At 54.5% G+C, this 17,435-nt stretch carries 11 protein-coding genes; 2 read left to right on the top strand and 9 right to left on the bottom strand.

Going from position 1 to position 17,435, the window contains the following annotated elements; all coding sequences use genetic code 11:
- Positions 1–17: 17 nt before the first annotated feature.
- The 8 genes from FHS27_RS29660 to FHS27_RS29630 all read right to left on the bottom strand — a co-directional run bounded on the left by FHS27_RS29660 (position 18) and on the right by FHS27_RS29630 (position 15,604).
- Positions 18–1,100 carry a hypothetical protein gene (locus FHS27_RS29660; RefSeq protein WP_184309885.1) on the bottom strand — a complete coding sequence of 361 codons (1,083 nt, stop codon included), beginning with the start codon at positions 1,098–1,100 and terminating at the stop codon, positions 18–20.
- Positions 1,072–3,801 carry a hypothetical protein gene (locus FHS27_RS29655; RefSeq protein ID WP_184309883.1) on the bottom strand — a complete coding sequence of 910 codons (2,730 nt, stop codon included), beginning with the start codon at positions 3,799–3,801 and terminating at the stop codon, positions 1,072–1,074. Before FHS27_RS29655 ends, FHS27_RS29660 begins: the two co-directional genes overlap by 29 nt.
- A gap of 82 nt (positions 3,802–3,883) precedes the next feature.
- Positions 3,884–6,943 (bottom strand): hypothetical protein, encoded by a 3,060-nt coding sequence (locus FHS27_RS29650; RefSeq protein WP_184309881.1) that lies wholly within the window; start codon positions 6,941–6,943, stop codon positions 3,884–3,886.
- 143 nt (positions 6,944–7,086) lie between these two features.
- Entirely contained in the window at positions 7,087–11,349 is a 4,263-nt protein-coding gene (locus FHS27_RS29645) for a hypothetical protein (protein WP_184309879.1), read from the bottom strand.
- Complete coding sequence (locus tag FHS27_RS29640) at positions 11,346–14,252, bottom strand: hypothetical protein (protein ID WP_184309877.1); 2,907 nt, start codon at positions 14,250–14,252, stop codon at positions 11,346–11,348. Before FHS27_RS29640 ends, FHS27_RS29645 begins: the two co-directional genes overlap by 4 nt.
- A gap of 185 nt (positions 14,253–14,437) precedes the next feature.
- Complete coding sequence (locus FHS27_RS31750; protein ID WP_390854899.1) at positions 14,438–14,674, bottom strand: ABC-three component system middle component 8; 237 nt, start codon at positions 14,672–14,674, stop codon at positions 14,438–14,440.
- 89 nt (positions 14,675–14,763) lie between these two features.
- Positions 14,764–15,249, bottom strand: coding sequence for an ISAs1 family transposase (locus FHS27_RS29635; protein WP_246421308.1), 486 nt, complete (start codon positions 15,247–15,249; stop codon positions 14,764–14,766).
- 139 nt (positions 15,250–15,388) lie between these two features.
- Positions 15,389–15,604 carry a hypothetical protein gene (locus tag FHS27_RS29630; RefSeq protein ID WP_184309875.1) on the bottom strand — a complete coding sequence of 72 codons (216 nt, stop codon included), beginning with the start codon at positions 15,602–15,604 and terminating at the stop codon, positions 15,389–15,391.
- Positions 15,605–15,678: 74 nt separating this feature from the next.
- Between FHS27_RS29630 and FHS27_RS29625 the strand changes: the two genes are divergently transcribed.
- Complete coding sequence (locus FHS27_RS29625; protein ID WP_315854756.1) at positions 15,679–15,936, top strand: magnesium chelatase subunit ChlI family protein; 258 nt, start codon at positions 15,679–15,681, stop codon at positions 15,934–15,936.
- A 148-nt stretch (positions 15,937–16,084) separates the two neighbouring features.
- Positions 16,085–17,275 (top strand): glycoside hydrolase family 76 protein, encoded by a 1,191-nt coding sequence (locus tag FHS27_RS29620; protein ID WP_184309873.1) that lies wholly within the window; start codon positions 16,085–16,087, stop codon positions 17,273–17,275.
- Here FHS27_RS29620 and FHS27_RS30855 read toward each other — a convergent pair.
- The coding region (locus FHS27_RS30855) for a hypothetical protein (RefSeq protein ID WP_221225491.1) at positions 17,256–17,435 on the bottom strand (180 nt) is incomplete at its 5' end. The two genes, FHS27_RS29620 and FHS27_RS30855, sit on opposite strands and share 20 nt — an antisense overlap.

The following is a 17,435-nucleotide window of genomic DNA, read 5'->3' as shown; positions in this document are numbered from 1 at the left end:
TTGACTAACCGACGCGATCAGTCGTCCATCGTGAGCTCGCTGGCGTTAAAGTGGTGAAGGACGACTTCAGTGTCGTCCTTCAATGTGACAAAATAGCGGCCTTCGACTGAAAAGAGAAGCGGTCGGCCCAGTTTTGGCACAGCGTTGGCATCTCGGTCAGAAAAGTGTTTGTCGAATCGGATCGTCGCCAACGCAGAGGGACGATCGAACGATCTCAATGTCCAAGTGTTTGCCTCGTCATGGGATCGCTGCGTCAGATACATCGGTCCCGTCAGAGCTGGAACACACCTTGCAATGCCTTCCATGCCCGTACTTTGATCCTTGGCTAACTGGAGCGTGAAGACTCCCGTGTCGGTAAACAAACGGCTCCCCGATTCGTTAGGCCGGATGTTTTTCGGCGCATCCGGCCAAGTCAACCATTCCGCGTGTAACGGGTCGATCAATACAATGCCCCTGTAATGTGGAGTGCTGGTTGATGACCTCGCCACAAATACGGTCCCATCAGTTGACGCTTGCAACTGAAAGTCAGTGGCCGGTGAATCGTCTTCGATCGCCAATCGCTGGACTTCCATCGACGGCAATTCAATCGTTGCCCATTGCACGGGCTCCTTCGCATGAGGGCTATCGGCAAAACAAACGGCCAATCGTCGATTGTTACCGGATCCCATCGCGATGTTCTTGACATGTCCCGTGAGGGGCCACGCTGTTTCTCGATATCGCTCGCCCGTTCTCAGGTCCCATGATTGGAACAAGCCAGAATCCGGAGCCACGACATGCAAGTGAGTGGTCCCGGCCGCAAGTTCCACGACCTCTTCCCCCAACGGGATGGTGAATGAAACGAAGCGTCGGACGAGGTCGACAACGACGACTTCGCGTCGATCCCGAAGGCTTGCAATTAGAAAACGTCCTCGTCCGCCGACACAGGCTTTCTCGACGGGGGCTTCAAGCTCGATCGTCGACGTTTTCAACTCAATGACCGGCAACTCGGACGGTTCTTGGCAAAACGCTATTCCGCAACAGAAGATGGCAATCAGACTGGCCGCTGGAGTCGTCTGGAATGCCGCTCGAATTCTAGCGCAAGACGAAAAGATCGAAAGCATGGTTTTCCTCCTTCCCATATTCATTCGTGGCAACGATCACCACGCGGTGATTGTGTTCTGTCAGATCGGTCGGCACATTCCAAGTCAGCTTCCCATCTTCGTGCAGTTCCATGCCGTCCGGCTTGACAGGAATCCGATAGCTAATTTTGCCCTTGGTGAGTGACTCCAGTTGATAAGACCACGAGCTGCCACGACGAATCCAAACCGAGGGGGACGAGACGATGATCGGTTGCAGCGTTGGAAGACGTTTCAGCGCTGCCTGAACATCCCAATGGCGCAGCACAAACTCGATCGTCTGTGAATCGAATCGAACAAGCCGGTTGACCGACGGGACGATCCAAAGCTGTTCGTCTCTCAGATTCACATGTTGTAGATGCTTCTGCGGTTCGGCCAACGGCAAGTTGTTCAAGGTGGCGAGCGGTTCGGAAAAATGACGATGGAAGAACTCGGCGTTGAGTCGGTAACCGTGCTTGGGACGGAAGCTGGACCCAACCTGATACTGCTCTGCACGAAAACGGCAAAAGAAAGGTCCAGAGACTGTTGGAAAGAGCACTCCACTGGACGCTTTGAATGGTTGCGGTCGCCAATAGCGATCAAATGCATCGAAGTCGGAGTAGATTTGCTGGCCATCGGCGGACACCCTGGCGAATTGGGAACCAGACTGCCGGTGAATGTATGCCGAGTATTGGGCGTCCGAAGGCACAACCGAAACGCATTCGTTGAACCTCGCCGCCAGTAGCGTGGAGCCGTTCTCTGAAATCGCTCTCACCGTATCAGGCGGCGGTCGAAAATGGGGGCGTTGATTCAGATAACGAATGGGCAGCATCGCAAGCGACTCGAGTGTTTGACTGTCGAATCGGTGAATTGCATGTGCCCCCCTCGCTTCCACCAGCAAAGGGCCATCCGACGACGCGCCCAGCAACATCAATCTCGCTTCGCCCGCAAAAGGAACCTTCACTTGATGTGAAATGGTCAGGTCACTGAGCCGCCAGCGAGTGAGAGACTGCTCGATCGGATCATGAACCACCACGCAATCCAAGCCAGCAGCAAAATGAGTACCGGTGTGAGGTGCCGGCAACTGCGCCATCACCTCTCCCGTTCGAGTGCAAAGAATTGAAATTTTGCCTGGCTGACGAAACAACAAGGCGCGACCCTCGGCGGCAGGTCGAATCAAGCTTGGTTTGGTTCCGACCCGCAGCTTGATCGGCTCTTCCATCGGTTCGCCGTTCCCTGTTTCAGTTAGCCAGTCTTTGGATGGGGAATCGACCAGCCATTTGGCGCCCGTCCCCCGGCGGTCATACCGCGCCCCATCCTGAACATCACCCGAACGCCCTCGCAATGAACGAACGGTGATCACCAAAGGATGAACCATTTGGTTTTTACCCTGAGACGCCCGAAGATTGACATCGATGGCCATGTCCTTGCCAAGTTCGGGCGGCAACCAACGTAGAACCCCGTTCTGATCGACGGTCAGTCCATCTGGACCGCCAAGGATCTCAAACTTTGTTTCACTGTTTTGTCCAACCAGTTGAAGTTGGTGGGCAAACGCTTGCTCGGCATTCGCGATCAAGCTTGACGGTGGTCTCAGCGCCAACCGCCTCGGGTCATTCGACGGTAACACGTCATCGGGACTCATGCGATGCACAACGATCCGTCCGACCCGATCATTCACCGTGACGATCACTCCGGTCTGCGAGAGCAGGTGAACTCGTTGCGTTACCGGCAGGTGCCCCGCACCAGTCTCCAACGCAACCCCCGGCACCTTGCCGAGCGGTTCGAGTTCTCCCGTCGCGAAGTAGAGCATTTCCAGATCGGAACCATCCTCGACCGGACGCAGGCTGAGATAAAAGGGGCCGTCGTGATCATGGATCGTGATTTGATTCTCGATCCCACGGGTCCGAGCCTGATCAATCACTTCGGGAAGCGTCTTGGTATCGCTTTGGTTCAGTGGAACGCCCCAACCAAATAAAGTGCGTCCCAGACGCCCCGGCTGCATCGGGTTCGTCCAGTCGATCTCCGTGCAAAATCGTCCGACAACACGGTTCGGTTCAACGCGTAGCAGGAACCCCGTTGGTCCAACGTAATAAGTGGTCCCATCGTCGGAAGCAGTCACGAATCCGGGACGCCCTTCGTCGGGTGCGTGGAAGACACGGCCAAGCAGCTCAATCTCTTCATCCATTGGTATCAACGTCTGCAGGTTCAACAGACGAATTTCTTCGAGCGGCCACTGACACGGTTCGGGGACCAACAGAAGTGGACCATCGGATGCAGCACCGATCGCTGCCTGCCCAACCTGCATTTCGACATTCAGTGTCGTTTCTGAAAGTTTCCTGGCTTCCGGCAACGACCACCGTTGGATCTGTTTCGTCGCGGGATCAATGACCACCAGAATGCTTTTCCCCGCTGCGATGACCGGCTTGCCGGATGACAGTGGCACGTGGGAAACGATCTTGCCGGGAAGGATGTCAAAAATTGCGAGACGGTTCTCCAGTCGCAGAATCAAAAAACGACCGCCGCCGCCCACCTCCACTTGCAGGATGCGTCCTATTTCATCTACTCGCGTTTGCGACGATTCGCGTTGAACAGGAGACGCCACTGGATCCTGTGCGATGCAAAGACTGCACAAAAAACAGATCACCAACCATGGAAGCGACGTCACACAGATCGGTCGCATCCCTTCACGTTTCAAATGCGAAAGCATGGATTGGAAGTTCCAATGCCTTTGGACGCAACGAATAGAAAAACACATCACGATAACTCTCAATGCAAAAGCTGATTACGGTTCAACGCGTCCGACCCCCGGCCGGATCGGCAGGCATGTTCTTCCTCATCGTTGTCTGCGGGACGTCGATTAAGTACACGTGCGCAAGCACGTCGGTCGCCAGGCCAGGTCCGGTCGCAGATACCACTGCGGTGACGGCAATCGGGACGCCGGACGGGTTTCGTGAAGTAATTTTTTGATAGGCCACTTTCGCGTATTTGAGATAGGTCTGCAAACGCGTCTTCGCATCGTTTGAACCGCCTCGCACGGTAGGCATCTTTGTCCACGCTTCGGCCGCAATCTCGTTGATGTGTGACATGTCGATCGTGAACTTCCCGTCCGAAGACTCCAAGGTGACGTTCGCACCGCCTTGGAAGGCGATCAGTTCGAGCTTGAACGATGTCGCACCGGGGGCGTCATAGTTTACCGTCGGCGTTCGCCCTTTCAGTACCATCGTCGATTGAACCGGAGCGATGTGAAACGGACGAGGCATCATCGCAACCAACGGTTGGGCGTCCACCACAAAGACCTGGCCGGCGAAGACGACATACAGGTTGTCCTTCGTGAAGGCAATGTCTTGCATTCGGCTATCGGAGCTCACTGTATTTGGTCGGGGCATCAGCAGAAGACGGTGCTGTTCCACCTTGTCATCAATCGATCGAAACACCAGATCACAACTGTCTCTGCTGACTTCCACCGTGATATCGGCGGGCAAGTAAAAGGAGTCGTAAGACGTTTTGTCTCGCCATCCTTGGCGGCTCACATTGACCGTCGTTGGTAAGTCGTAGACGAAGCCTTTATAGATTTGCTGCGTTATTTTGGCGCCGCCGTGCCTCGTCGTCAGTCCACTTCCCAGTGAGGCAAATGGGCCAGATCGGTAAATCAATTGGGGCGTTTTCATTTCGGTGCCCCAGAGGACTCCGTCATAGGTCCATCCATCGGCGACGCGGCGGCCACTCAGTTTGTCGGTGTTCAGTCGGTTGGAATTCTGCGGCCCCAGGGGCTTCAAATCAGGAACGGTGTAGTAAGCCCATCGATCCGAGTCACTCAGTCCAACGACTTTGTCACCGATTGAAACCAATCTTCCTTTCCCAACGTCGGTTTCGCCAGCCAAGGTCAAATTTGGCAAACGCAGACGCGCAACCGTTTGACTGTCGCGATCCTTGGGTCGGCAAACGAGAAGTTCGTTCTGGCAAAATTCCAATTGCGAAAGGGAGCCAGCGATGGACTTGCTGACTTTCAGCTCCTTGGATCTCAAATCGAAGACAGCGATTTCGGCGGTCTGCGCCCGAGTACGAAGCTCCTGATCCACGGTTTTCTCGGCTCGCTGATGACCACGAATTGCGATCATGGTCGCGTCGCTGGAAACGGTCACGCCGTCCGCGAAGAAATCGATCGGCAGCGTTTGGGTAGTGCGACGATCAACTTGGATGTTCCAGCTGGTGAGGTGACTGGCATTTCCCTTCTTGATTTTTGCGACAAACGTTTGCTTACCACTCTGCCCAGCTTGGGGCGTCCAACGAAAACGGTTTCCCTCGATGGTTGCCCCCTTGGTGTCGACGAGCTCGACCGTCACGTCCTCCGTGCCCAAGGGAACGTCAAACTCAATCGCATCACCGATCGTACCGCTTGCAAACGGAATGTTGTCCAACAGCAACCTTGGTTCGGGTGGCAGATCAAACGCGGCATAGGGGATGCTCAACAAATCGGGCCCCGCGATCAGCAAACGTTCTCGTTGATCGTCGGCAATCAGCTGGCAACGAAAGACATCGCTCCATCGAGTGAAGGCATTGCTGCTACCTCGACGGCTGCGAATCCTTCTCAGGTGGGTCTCAATTCCACTGGGAGTTCGATGATGGTCCGCGATCCCGTCCAGCGGGATCCATGAATTTGGCAATGCGAATCGTTTGATCGTTTTCCCGTCGTTCAAAGAGGCGAGGATGAGTTCCGTTTTCTCAATCCCGAACATCCAAGAGTTGTCAACGGAGACAGCTTCGGGGGCCGTTTCGAATTCACCGAGTTGAATAGCAAAATCGGAGGAATAGATTTCGTTTCGAAGCGCGACGAAGCGTCCCAACGGATCGACTAGCGGCGTGGGGGCCGAGTGATCGTACTTGGTCACACCGTGCTCGACGTGAGACCAACCGCGTTGATCTGCCATCTGGACTGAAATCGGCCCGCGCCAATTGCGAACGACCCAAGTCCCATCGTACGTCGCGTGTCCCGGTCCAGTACAGATAGGCCAAGTCTGCGCGATTTCCATCGTGTCCACATTAATCTGATAGCTGTTACCTCGAGCGGCGAAGGCAAACGCGAAGTCCACATGAGGGTCCTTGGGGCAAGTCACATTGGGTCCCTGTTCATCGGGCAATGAGATTTTCTTTTGAAGTTCTAGTGTCGTGGCATCGATGAAGGCGATGCCAGCTGGGTTTTGGTAAGAAACAAGAAACTTTCCGCCATTTGGACGTGGTTTGTAATCCACCCCGGTGACGTCACCCGATAACGTGACCAATTGGACAGACTCTTCAGAACCTCCCTGTTCCATCGCGTCGTTGGTGACGAACCCGATTTCGCGTTTCCAGGGTCCTACGATTGCCAACGTGCCAGATTCGGTCGCATAGGAGTAACGTGGCACGTATTTGTCGTCCACATAAGTTCGCCGGTCTTCATCGGTGAACTCGCGTTGCGGAAGGGAACACTTGAAGAACGGTGCGAACGGCTCGCCAGCCAGAGGGTTGTCGATCGCTTCGGTCTTCCCCGCGGGTCGTGATTCGGCGGCTGCGAGCTGCTGATCGGGGGCCAACTTCGACTCCGAACGGACGCCCTCGTTCGGTGCGGCGGGCATCGGCTTGTCTTCCACACTGACGCTCGACGACTCAGTTTCTGAGGCGACCGCAGCGACGTCGATGACCGTTTGCGGATCGGCCGGGGTCTCAGCCACACGCTGTGGTTCCGATCGACTCAACGCAATCCCAATCAGGATCAGGCTGCCAACTCCAAAGACCAAACCGGCCGCGCCTGAAAAGACAAAATACGGATTGGTAATAAACGAGCGGATGGACGGTTGCAGGCGATGGGGCATGAGCAAGGATGCACTGGCAGGAGGAATCGGCGGAGTGAGCGAATGAATGGTTTTCAAGTCACATCGAGTCATACGTTTGCAGCGTTTGATGCGCGATGAGTTGAATGGCGTTCTTGTTTGCCAGAGCGGACTAAAATATCGATTCAGAAGCCTTGGCGTATGACGTCGGTGATGAACACGGGCTTAGGTTCCGGTTTCAACGTTGAACGACGACGTGTATCCGTCTTCTGTCCCGGAATCGGCCCCATCTTTCGGACGCCTAAATCATAGGTGAACAAGGACGCCAAACCGCTGGAACGTTCGTCGTCTGGTTGGATCATCTCGTAAGGGAGCTTGTCTTCGGTGAGCCGGATGTCGCTTGGCTTGGTCCACTCCGACGCTAGTTCCGGTTGCTTTATGATACCAATGACATGGCTACGGAATTGGTTGTGGCCAATCGATGAGTTTCGAATAAGCCGACCGGGTGGAAACAAGGTTTGCTCACCTGACAAAATTTCAAGCGGCGTGAGTCCTTGCACAGCGGCATCGGGATCCGTGCCGTACTCGACCGGCATGCAGGGGATCAGCTGACGATTGTGTTCACTGTCCCAGGGTTCGTTCAAGCGAAACAACGAGAACAATTCCGTATACCCGATCGAAGGCAACAACAAGACTCGCCAACTGAGCAGTGGGGTTCCGTCGGGACCGTCGAGCGAGTTGGGAAGCAGGAATCCGTTTCTCCAACGGAACTCTTTGATCTTTGCGGCGATCTCCGCTTGGTCTCGGGTCCGTTGTCCTGCGTTACGTGTTTTTGCTGAAATTTGATACAGCTGCCGAAGTGAATCAGGGTCGAACTGGTACGGGAAGTAGTCCTGGCCACCCTCTTCTGTTTGAATCGCAATCCGACTTCGGGTGACGTTGGTGACCGTGCCGGTGACCGATTCTCGATTTGCCAACCCCAGTTCGATGGGCGTTCGTTGGTGAAGGGATCTCCCTGATTTTGGCAGCCGATGGACCAAGGCGCGGTGCTTGAGAGACAATTCGCCCAGTCCATCATCCAGTTGAAATCGTCGCAAATGCTCGAAGTAGTCTTTTCGTAAGTCGCCCGTGGACGGAGAGATTTCAACCGCATTCAACGATGCAAAATCGGCGACAATTGGTGTCGGGCGACCCGACGCGGCACGTGGATCAATTGGCACGCCGCTGTCTTCCGCTTGATCGCGAATCTGCAACCGAGACGTGTCGCCGATGGAAGCCAACATGCTTTTCACCGGGACTTCGAGAGCAAACATGTGCTGAAACAAAATTCGTTTCCCTTGACTATCGCTGATGCTGATGTTGAGCGAAACGGACACGGGGAATTCCTTGAACGTCACCTTCGAATATCGGCTACAAGTCTTCGACGCCAATTCGCGATAGCTCTTGATGGCATCCGCCAAATCGCGTCCGTGAACTTCAGGGATACTCAGCATTCCCTGGACCCGACGTGCATTTGTATGTCCGTGTTGCGTGATTGCCTGGGTCAACGCGGCACCGTCCAGCATTCCAATCCCCGTTCGCTCATCCAGCTGAAAAGCGGTCTGCCTGTGGATGTCTTTGATCTCTGACTTGATATGGTATGGCGCTGTTCCCCCGGAAATCTCGAATTCAAACTTGGTCTCCCGTTGTCCCGAAACAACCATCGGAAGGCCTTTGCCGACAATCTTCAGCGAGTTCTTTTCCAACGGCAGCTGCTCGGGTGCTCCCGGTTTGGGAAGCAAACCCGATTGATACGGATGCACAAGAACCAAGGCGCCCCCTTTTCGAATTGAAATGCATTCGCCAGCAGCACTGAGGACAGAATCACCTCCTCCGTTACCGTGGATCAACGTGGGGCTGCCTTTTCCCAGCGAGATCCCTTTGGCCGTTCGATTCAGACTGATTGTCGTTCCACCAAACACCGTTTTTCCGCTGACGAAAGAATCGAATTGAAGCGGGCTGTCGTGGACGCGTCTGCCACGGACGTCAATCAGGTTGGGGAACTGAAGCAGACGGTGAAATTGACCGTCCTCGCCATACAACGCTGGGCCGAATCGAATGTCGCCTTCCGCGGTGTGGGTCCAGGCCGGGTGTCCTGGGTCGTCGATCGGCTCAACGGTTTCCGTGACGGAAAGGTCGTTCCGATCGAAGTACGTCAACGTCGCTTCATTCCGAATTACGAGCTTATCGTCTAACAATCGCAGGTCGTCATAAACGAACGCTGGCGTGCGTCTCCCACGAAGGTGTTGATTGTGCAATCCGTAGTAATGTCTTGATTTTTGCTGAAGCGTCGTTGCGTCAAAGACGTGCAATTCATAGGTGTCCATCAGCAGGTAGATTTCGGAGCGATCGAAACAACCGTGTCGAACGGTACCCGCGATGGGTTCCGGGTTGATGCGAAACTCGAGCGAATTGGTATCGATGATCGCAAATCGATGCTGGTCGTCGACTGGGTGAGCCGACACGGCCAAGGCCTGCGAACCGTCTTCGGACAAAAAGCTACGGGAGACTGAAAAGGGTAGGTCAACACCGAGCTGACTGACAACAACGGCGACTTTTTGGTCTGAAAGATCCGCTCCAGCTTTGCAACGGAAAACGAAGTTCTGAGGGCCGATTTGATCGTACGACGGGGTCCAACTCAATTGATTGCCGTTGAGAACCGCACCATCCGGCGCGTCCTGCAAAGAGACCTCGACACCCGGAGCGGCGTGAACCGTTGCTTCGACCGTTGCACCGGGTTGGACAACGGGCGGCATGCCGACCTGAACCCCCAACAGGGTTTCCGCTGGGATGTTGAGCTTGTTCAACGGGATGCTCGCCAGGGTATCCGCGGTGACCAGGAGGAAACGATTGTTTTTGGCGTCCACGTAACCAAGTGTTTGATGCTGCGCACGGTTCCAATTCGCGTTCAGTCCCTTGCTTGGAATCGGCATTGCCTTTCTGGTTTCATGACTCACACGATGAACCAGCGACAGTCCTTCTTCGGTTGAAAAGATGGTCCAAGGTGAATCGGGAACATAGGCCAAGAGATTCCCGGAAAGTCGGACGTCCCGGCTGGCATTGCTGCGAACCGCGGCCTCTCCATCCCACTTCATGAACTTGTCCCGCATGAACCAGTACTGGTCCGTAGGATCCATTGGCAAATGCGAGACCTTTCGTGCATGTCCCAAGTAGTTTTGGCTGTTGCCCAATGTGGCTGGGAAGGCAAAGGCTGGGGATTGTCCGAAGATCATCCGTCCCGATGGACTCACGCCCATCGTCATTCCAGTGGACGCGTCAGTGATGGGTCTTTCTTCGGTGTAGGGACGGAGCAACACTTCCGAGGCAGCGGTGAAGAACCGTTCGTCACGTGGACTCTCCGAACTGTACAAGCCCGGCCGGCTGACCAAGATGGGATTGGCGATCTGGTTCGGTTTATCGAACAACTTTCCAGTCTGCGCGTCGTAAATCCAGACTTCCTGGCCGTCACTTGCCAGCAGCAACGTGCGATCTTTCCAAGGCTTGAACACCAGGTACTTGGCACCGTCATCGAACTTGGATTCCAAACGTGAAATCGCAGTTTCATCCCCCTCAAAGAAGCCCTTGCGATAGATGGCCATTTGCTGTTTCTCATCGACCAACGCGACATCCCCCGTTCGTTGATCAAACGCGACAATGGGGACGGAATTCGCATTGGTTCCAAACTTGATTGAGTGCAGAGTTTCCACCATGTCGATTTCACTCGGGGCTTTCGCTTCGACCACGTCCTGTGCCGGCGGTTGCGCGTTCGCAACGTCCATGTGTTGCTGTTCCTCGGGCATGGAAACCGGCAGCGGAACCGGTTCAAATTCGGTTGGCGTTGGCGCCAACGACTCTTGCGTTTGCCGTTCTTGTGCTTCCGTGACGTCATCCGAGACAAATGCATTCGGCGCCGAAATCGCTTGGGCGAGCTGATTTGAATGATCACCGCGTCCCATCAAAAGCATTCCCAGGACCAAAAGTCCAAGAATCAAAGAGGCAGCGGACGCAATCCCAGTTGCGAGGATGGGCGACGTCAGCCAGTTCTCATCGGACTCAACCTTGGCAGGATTCCCAGCGTTCGCGGGTTGTGGCGAGCGGTGGCCGGTAGGCAACGCAGCAAGGTGCCCCGGCGAAGGCTGCACGGCAGCACCAGGGGCGGGGAAGGCAGCCATGTTATGCGCCGTAGGAAACGTCGCGTCGGCTGAGAATTCCGGCAATGATTCAAACGGATTGTCAGCGGTGGGTGAATCTTCGACCAGATCATCGAGCGACAGGTCGAGAACTTCTTCCACGATGGGAATCGGCACGGCGATGATCTCGCCGCATTTGGGGCACTTGACCCTCTTGCCTGCAATCTCGTCTCGAGCAACCAAGCGATGTCCGTTGCTACATTGAATGGCGATACTCATCGTTGGCCTCGTCGTTCACGTTCTTGTTGCGATTTTCGTTGCAGTTCTTTGAACGCTTGGTGATCGCGTTCCAATGCCTCGACGATTTCCTCTTTTGGAATTTCGTACAGCACATCATGGAAAAATCCGGTCGTCCTTAAGTCCTCGCTCTGTGCATCGACAAGTACCTGCATTGGAAGTGCGACTCCGCTCGGCTCGCGACCGACGACCTGCTTGTATAACACTTGATTGGCCTCGATCGCCGTTTGCAAGAACTTTCGTCGCTCTTCCACCGGCTGCCTGCGGTCGGTGACGCCTCTGACGAATTGATCCGTCATCGCGACCACATCTGGGGCCAGTCTCAGCGTAAACGCCCCGTCATCGGAACGCAGAGCGAGCGGGGGTTGGTTGTCCTTGATGCGAAGCGAGTATCGCCGAGCACCATTCGCTTTGTACTTCAGAGTGATTGCTTGCCCGGGTGTGACAACGAACTCCGTTTGTGTCGGTTCAACGTGAAAGGGCGCCTCCGGCGGTGGAAATTCCTCTCGGTCAATCAAATAGAGTCGACCGTCGTAGGCCACACGGATGATGTCGGCGGTCGCCGAGACGAAGACCTGCGTCGATTGCGGAGCGTTGTACCCCACCTGTTTTGGCAATTGTTTGATGACCAGCTTCGACGCGACTTCACCGCTGAACGTTGACGAGGTCAGGATGACCTCGTTGTTTTCCACCTTGCCTTTGAGAATTTCGGGGGCCCAAGGGTGTGCTCCTTGGCGAATCGCATTCTCCAATCGCGTGAAGTTGGAAACACGACTCGGAAAGGGATACCAGAACCCAACGCCCGGGCCTTGTTTCTCTAGAGCACTGGGCATCCCCGTTCGCGTGTACGCTGGCCAAATCAGCAGACGCGGTTTTTCGCTGATTGGATCGTAAAGAATGCCATTGCGAATAGGCCCAAACCCGGTGTCACCGAACGGAGTTTTTCGAGACCCCCAACGCCAATGCGGGTTCCTCCATCCCACTCCGTCTTGCGGAGACGGTTGCTGCAATTCGTTTTCGATTTGCTGCTTGTTGTTTTCAAAGTCGTCCAACAGTGATTCTAGTTTCTGCCACTGCGCCAAGGTTCGGTTTTGGACGACGAATGACTGAGCGCCCGGTTGCTTTGGAGTGGGCGTCAATGTGGTCCGGTCAAAGATTTCAAAACCCGGACTAACGCGGTACACATAGCGATCCCCCACGAGAAAATTCGCATGCTCAACCGTTTGTCTGGACGCGAGAATCTTTTTCGTTTCCAGGTCGACCGAGGCAACCGTTGATTCCCAATTGCGTTGTGCGTTCAGTCGGTTTCCCGTGATCAACGCGGGGCCGCCGTTCGAAGAATCGAGTACCGACAAGACTTGAAACGACAAATCCAAGCCAGACCTTTCGACGCGGATCATGAACTCGGAAACCGCACTTTCTTCACCTGCCGTGTGTCGGATCGCAATCTCGTGCTCTCCCAATTGGTCGATGGTTGGTGTCCAGTCGATCGCATTGGATTGCAATGTCAGCCCCTTCGGTGCTTTCTCGAGTTTCAACGTATGAAGCGTTGACCGCCCGTTGATGGATGCGGAAAGTCGTTCGCCGACGCTTGCGATGGGAACGTTGGCCGTCAATGACAGGTCCCGGATCGCCTTGATTCCCATTTCTGCCAAAGGAAACGCGGCGATTCGGTCAACGGAAGCCAGGACAAACGTTTTCTTCACCGGGTCCGCAACGACAAAAGTCTTCCGAGGTTCATAGCTTCTTCGGCTCTTTGAATCGAGTTTCCATTCGTTCGGCAAATCTATGTCAAAGAGAGTGTGCATGTCGTTTCGTGTTCCTACGCGAAAGGTCTGGCCGATCGTTCCCGCTAGCAACGTCGTCCCCGCCATGCTCGACAAGACATGGAACTCCATCATTCCAATCTGATCAGAAAGTTTCTGCGTCCGAAAAAGGGTTCGCCCCATCACAACCATGTCATCGACCAAGGCAGGGGTCTGATTAGCCAGAGGTGTGTCATCGATCGAGTCCGCATGGATCGGAGACGTCTCGGTCTGATGCGGAAAGGGACCAAAGTTCATCGGCGACCGCTCCAGCGTGAACAGGCAGTGCCCATCCGGAGAAACATCCCACACCAAACCATGAGAAGTCCGCGTGACTGCCATGGATTCGATGTCGAATTCCAACGCGTTGGAGGTTCCACGAACGAACCCACGTCGAGAATCAAACTTGAATTCAAATTTCTCGGGGTTCTTGCCGATCACAATCATCGGATTGGTGGCATCCAAATGGTCCCACAAACGCTGGGGCGAAAATGAATTGAGCTGGACGCGACGTACTACCTCGAGCGATTCGCTATCAATCAGGACAAGACGTGCTGGAGAGACCGTCGCAACGACGTACAACGTCTGGTACTGCCACTTTTTCAATGCCACTGCCACCGGGGTGCCATCGACGTTGATCGCCTGAAGTGGCGGGGACTCCTGTCCGATCTGACTCATTCCCATGACTGACAAGGAATTCTCTTGGGGACCGATCAGAAGGATGCGCTGGTGCGAGGGATCGACCGTGATGCCTGTGATCGGTTTCTCCAAAACGGAGAACGGGAACTTCCCATTCAAGTTGTGATCATCTGGTTTTGTTTCGACGGGAGGAACAGCGTCATTTGGCTGAGGTTCGAGGGAAGCTTTGGAAAACGTTTCGACTGAATCGGACGACGCCTCTGCTATTTCGACGACGGTGTCCGCACGTGTGTCTCCCGCAATCCGATCCATTGGACTTGCACTGGAAGCCGCGACGGGGCGTTCACTCGTCCAATACAACACAGCACTGGTCATCCACACGACGAGCGACAATCCACTCGTACATGCGATCGCAACGATTGCTTTTTTTTGCTTGGTCATGGTTGCTTGGTCATTGTTGCTTGCTCATGGAACGGATGTCGATGCCGATGACTGACCGCGCAGAATTCGTTGGCGAATTGGATGAACAGGTTATACACAATCCACAGTGAGCACAACGTTCAGTCCATCGTGTTAGCTAACGCTACCAAATTGCCGAGGCCGATTTGAGTTGATCTTTCGAAGCTTCATGGTCCAACGTACTCCAGCGTGTCTGTCTTTCGTCGATATTCAACCAAGCTAAGAAGAAACAGCAGAGATACAGACGGGAGTAACAATGGACTTCGATCAGATTCAGGCTTGCCCAAAGACGCACGCAGTTCAGCAGTCGTACACAAACGTTTGTTCTTGATCTGCTTGAGCAATGCTCCTGCAACCGGAAGCACCGTTAGCTGCGGATCCGAATGTTTGTTAGGCCGAAGCATACTAGCTCGTTGTCATTCCAAGTAGTTGTGCGAGAAAGTTCGCGTTCCAGCCAGCCATTCTCTGACGGATCGCGATGCTCTCCTTGTCGTTAACTTGTTTTAGCAGGCTGATCGCGAAGCGTTTGGGCAATGAAGTCTTCCGGCACCGTCATTGGTAGTAGCCAAGTTCGTCCTTGCGTCCGTGTCCCCCTAAAACGCTCGGTGAAATTGCAAGCCGTAACATCATTGAAATCATTCTCCATATGGCCGACGATGTACTGGATCACCGCATCGTGAAGTTTTCCTGGGTTACCCTTCAGGGCGAGGACGTAATCGCCTTTGGCGTCGACGATCTTCGCGGCGATGTTCCTTTTGCAACCGGCGGCATCAATCGAGACCATGGAATCTGCGATCTCGATTTGGTCTAATAGCTCGGATATCGCGGTGATATCATACGACTTTTCACCTGTGGTGAGTTGGCCCAAGCTGACAGCACGCTGGACCGCCCAGGCACTGACAAGAAACAGCGTTCCAAGATCAGCAGCCTTGTCGTGGCTACGGCGAAGCGTCTTGCCAACAATGGCAATGATATCCAGCTCATCCTTGTTGCGGTTGCCAGAGAGACGAGTGATCCAACGCTCGAGTAAACTTGAAACACTGCCGGCTTGATTGTCATCACCACACGACCGATTGTGTCGTGCGATGGAATTCCATTGGGGAGTTGAAGGCGGTCGGTCAGCGAATCCTCATTGCTCTTGGCGCAAACGCCGTTGCCTTGGGGCCTTTCGTACCTGCCATGACTGCCATGATGCTGATAACGATCACATCTCCAAGACGCTGTCGCTGAAGGATATGCGACCGCAGATCAGGCAGCTCGGCAAAGTCTTGCAGGATGCTTTCAACATCAAACTCGGATTTCTTCCTGTTGGCCACCGCGGTCGCTCCAATCATGATTTCAACGACACAACGTCGACGAAACCAAAATGGCGTAAATCACTCGACCGCGCTGGCCCAAACCACCTAAAGTGCGCGTCGGCCCCGCGCTGCGATACGGCGCCCAGAGGACTAGCCATCATGTCAGACAGTACTGCGAACTCGAACCGTCGAGCGTTCAGTTTTTGCGGGCGGGCGTTGAGTCACTCGGCCTCTCGGCACGCGCCCACGATAAAATTTTGCGAGTGGCACGCACCATTGCGGATTTCCCCGGCAGCCACGCGATCAGCGAGGAAGATCTCGCCGAAGCCATCAGCTGCCGAAACCTTGACGCGGATTTGCGGGTTTAGAAACACGGCAATCAACGGGTGGGTGGCACCGGAGGAATTAGGGGGCCACTGGTTCGGACGTTGGCAGTTTCTGATGAAAAGTGTAGAACGGTGGTCCCTCCTCACGAACCAGCCCCCCGCCCCTTCCCCCGCCTCGCTCGCCATCCTCATGACATTTTGCACCCAGGTTGATCGCCAATCGTTTTTCGCTTCCTCGCTGCTTTTCTTTCTGGTGATTACCAGCGGCGTTGATCGTCCCCAAAAATCGTTGCGGGCGGATGACGAGATCGGCAAGCCTCCGTTTGCTAGTTGGGGCGAGGAAAGTCTGACGCTTATTCGAGAGCGATTTTGGCTGCCGGAGAAAAAGCTCTACTCCGAGTTTGCGCAACTCCCGGATGGCAGGAGTTGGCAGGGCAGTCATCCGTCGTTCATGTGGGGCGTCGGAGTGCAACTCAGTGCACTCAACGCAGCGGCCTCAGTTGCCCCAGAGCAATATCTTTCTCAAGCAGAGGATTATGCCGATGCGATCAACGTCTATTGGTTGAAATCAAATGGCCTCGAGGGATATGACGTTCAACCGGGGCCGAAGGACTCAGACCGGTATTATGACGACAATGCGTGGTTGGTGCTCGCGTTGATCGAGTTATATGAAATTAGCAAGGAGCAGCGACACCTTGAGAAAGCGATCGCGACGTTTCGATTTGTCATGAGCGGTGCGGATGAAAAACTCGGTGGTGGCTTGTATTGGCGAGAGAAAGAGCTGACTTCGAAAAACACCTGCACGAATGCGCCAGCGATTGTGTCCGCTTTGCGGCTATATCAAGTCACTGGCGAAATGTCGTATTTAGACACCGCTCGAGTGCTCTACGAATGGACGTGCGAGCACTTGCAAGACAAGGACGGTCTTTTTTGGGACAGCATTCAGCTCGACGGTCGAGTCGATCGACGCAAGTTTTCATACAACACGGCTCTTATGATTCGCGCCAATGTCTTATTGCATGAGGTGACGGGCAAGGAGCGTTATCACGTGGAGGCGAGACGGATCGCGGCGGCGGCGAAAGATAACTGGATTGCAGATGATGGCGCGGTGCGAGATAGCGGTCGTTTTGCGCATTTGCTGTTGGAGTCCCTCTTGGAGCTCACACAGCAAAATACGGATGAACCATCTGTTGATATTCAGTGGACCTCGGTGGTGAAACGCAGCCTGATTTACCTGCATCGCGAAGTTCGCAACCAGGAAGGCTGGTACGGCCATCGTTGGGAGGAACCGCAACGGCGGTCGCGATGGCGGATCGCATTGATTGATCAGGCGAGTGCCGCGAGAGTCTATTGGCTTGCCGCTAAACACCTGGTTGACTGATGATCAAGACAGTTAATGCAAAGGCATTTTCGAAATGACCGCAGGCGTTGAGCAGGTGCCAGACGCGAATGGCACTGTCATTGACGACTGGTTTGGTGTCAGCGCATAAGATGTCTATCTGCAGGTTGGCTATTTCGTTTAAAATTGCCAATGCAGGGCG

It is taken from the genome of Aporhodopirellula rubra (assembly GCF_014192335.1).
Classification (GTDB): domain Bacteria; phylum Planctomycetota; class Planctomycetia; order Pirellulales; family Pirellulaceae; genus Rhodopirellula; species Rhodopirellula rubra.
This window is presented reverse-complemented; position numbering and strand designations above follow the sequence as displayed.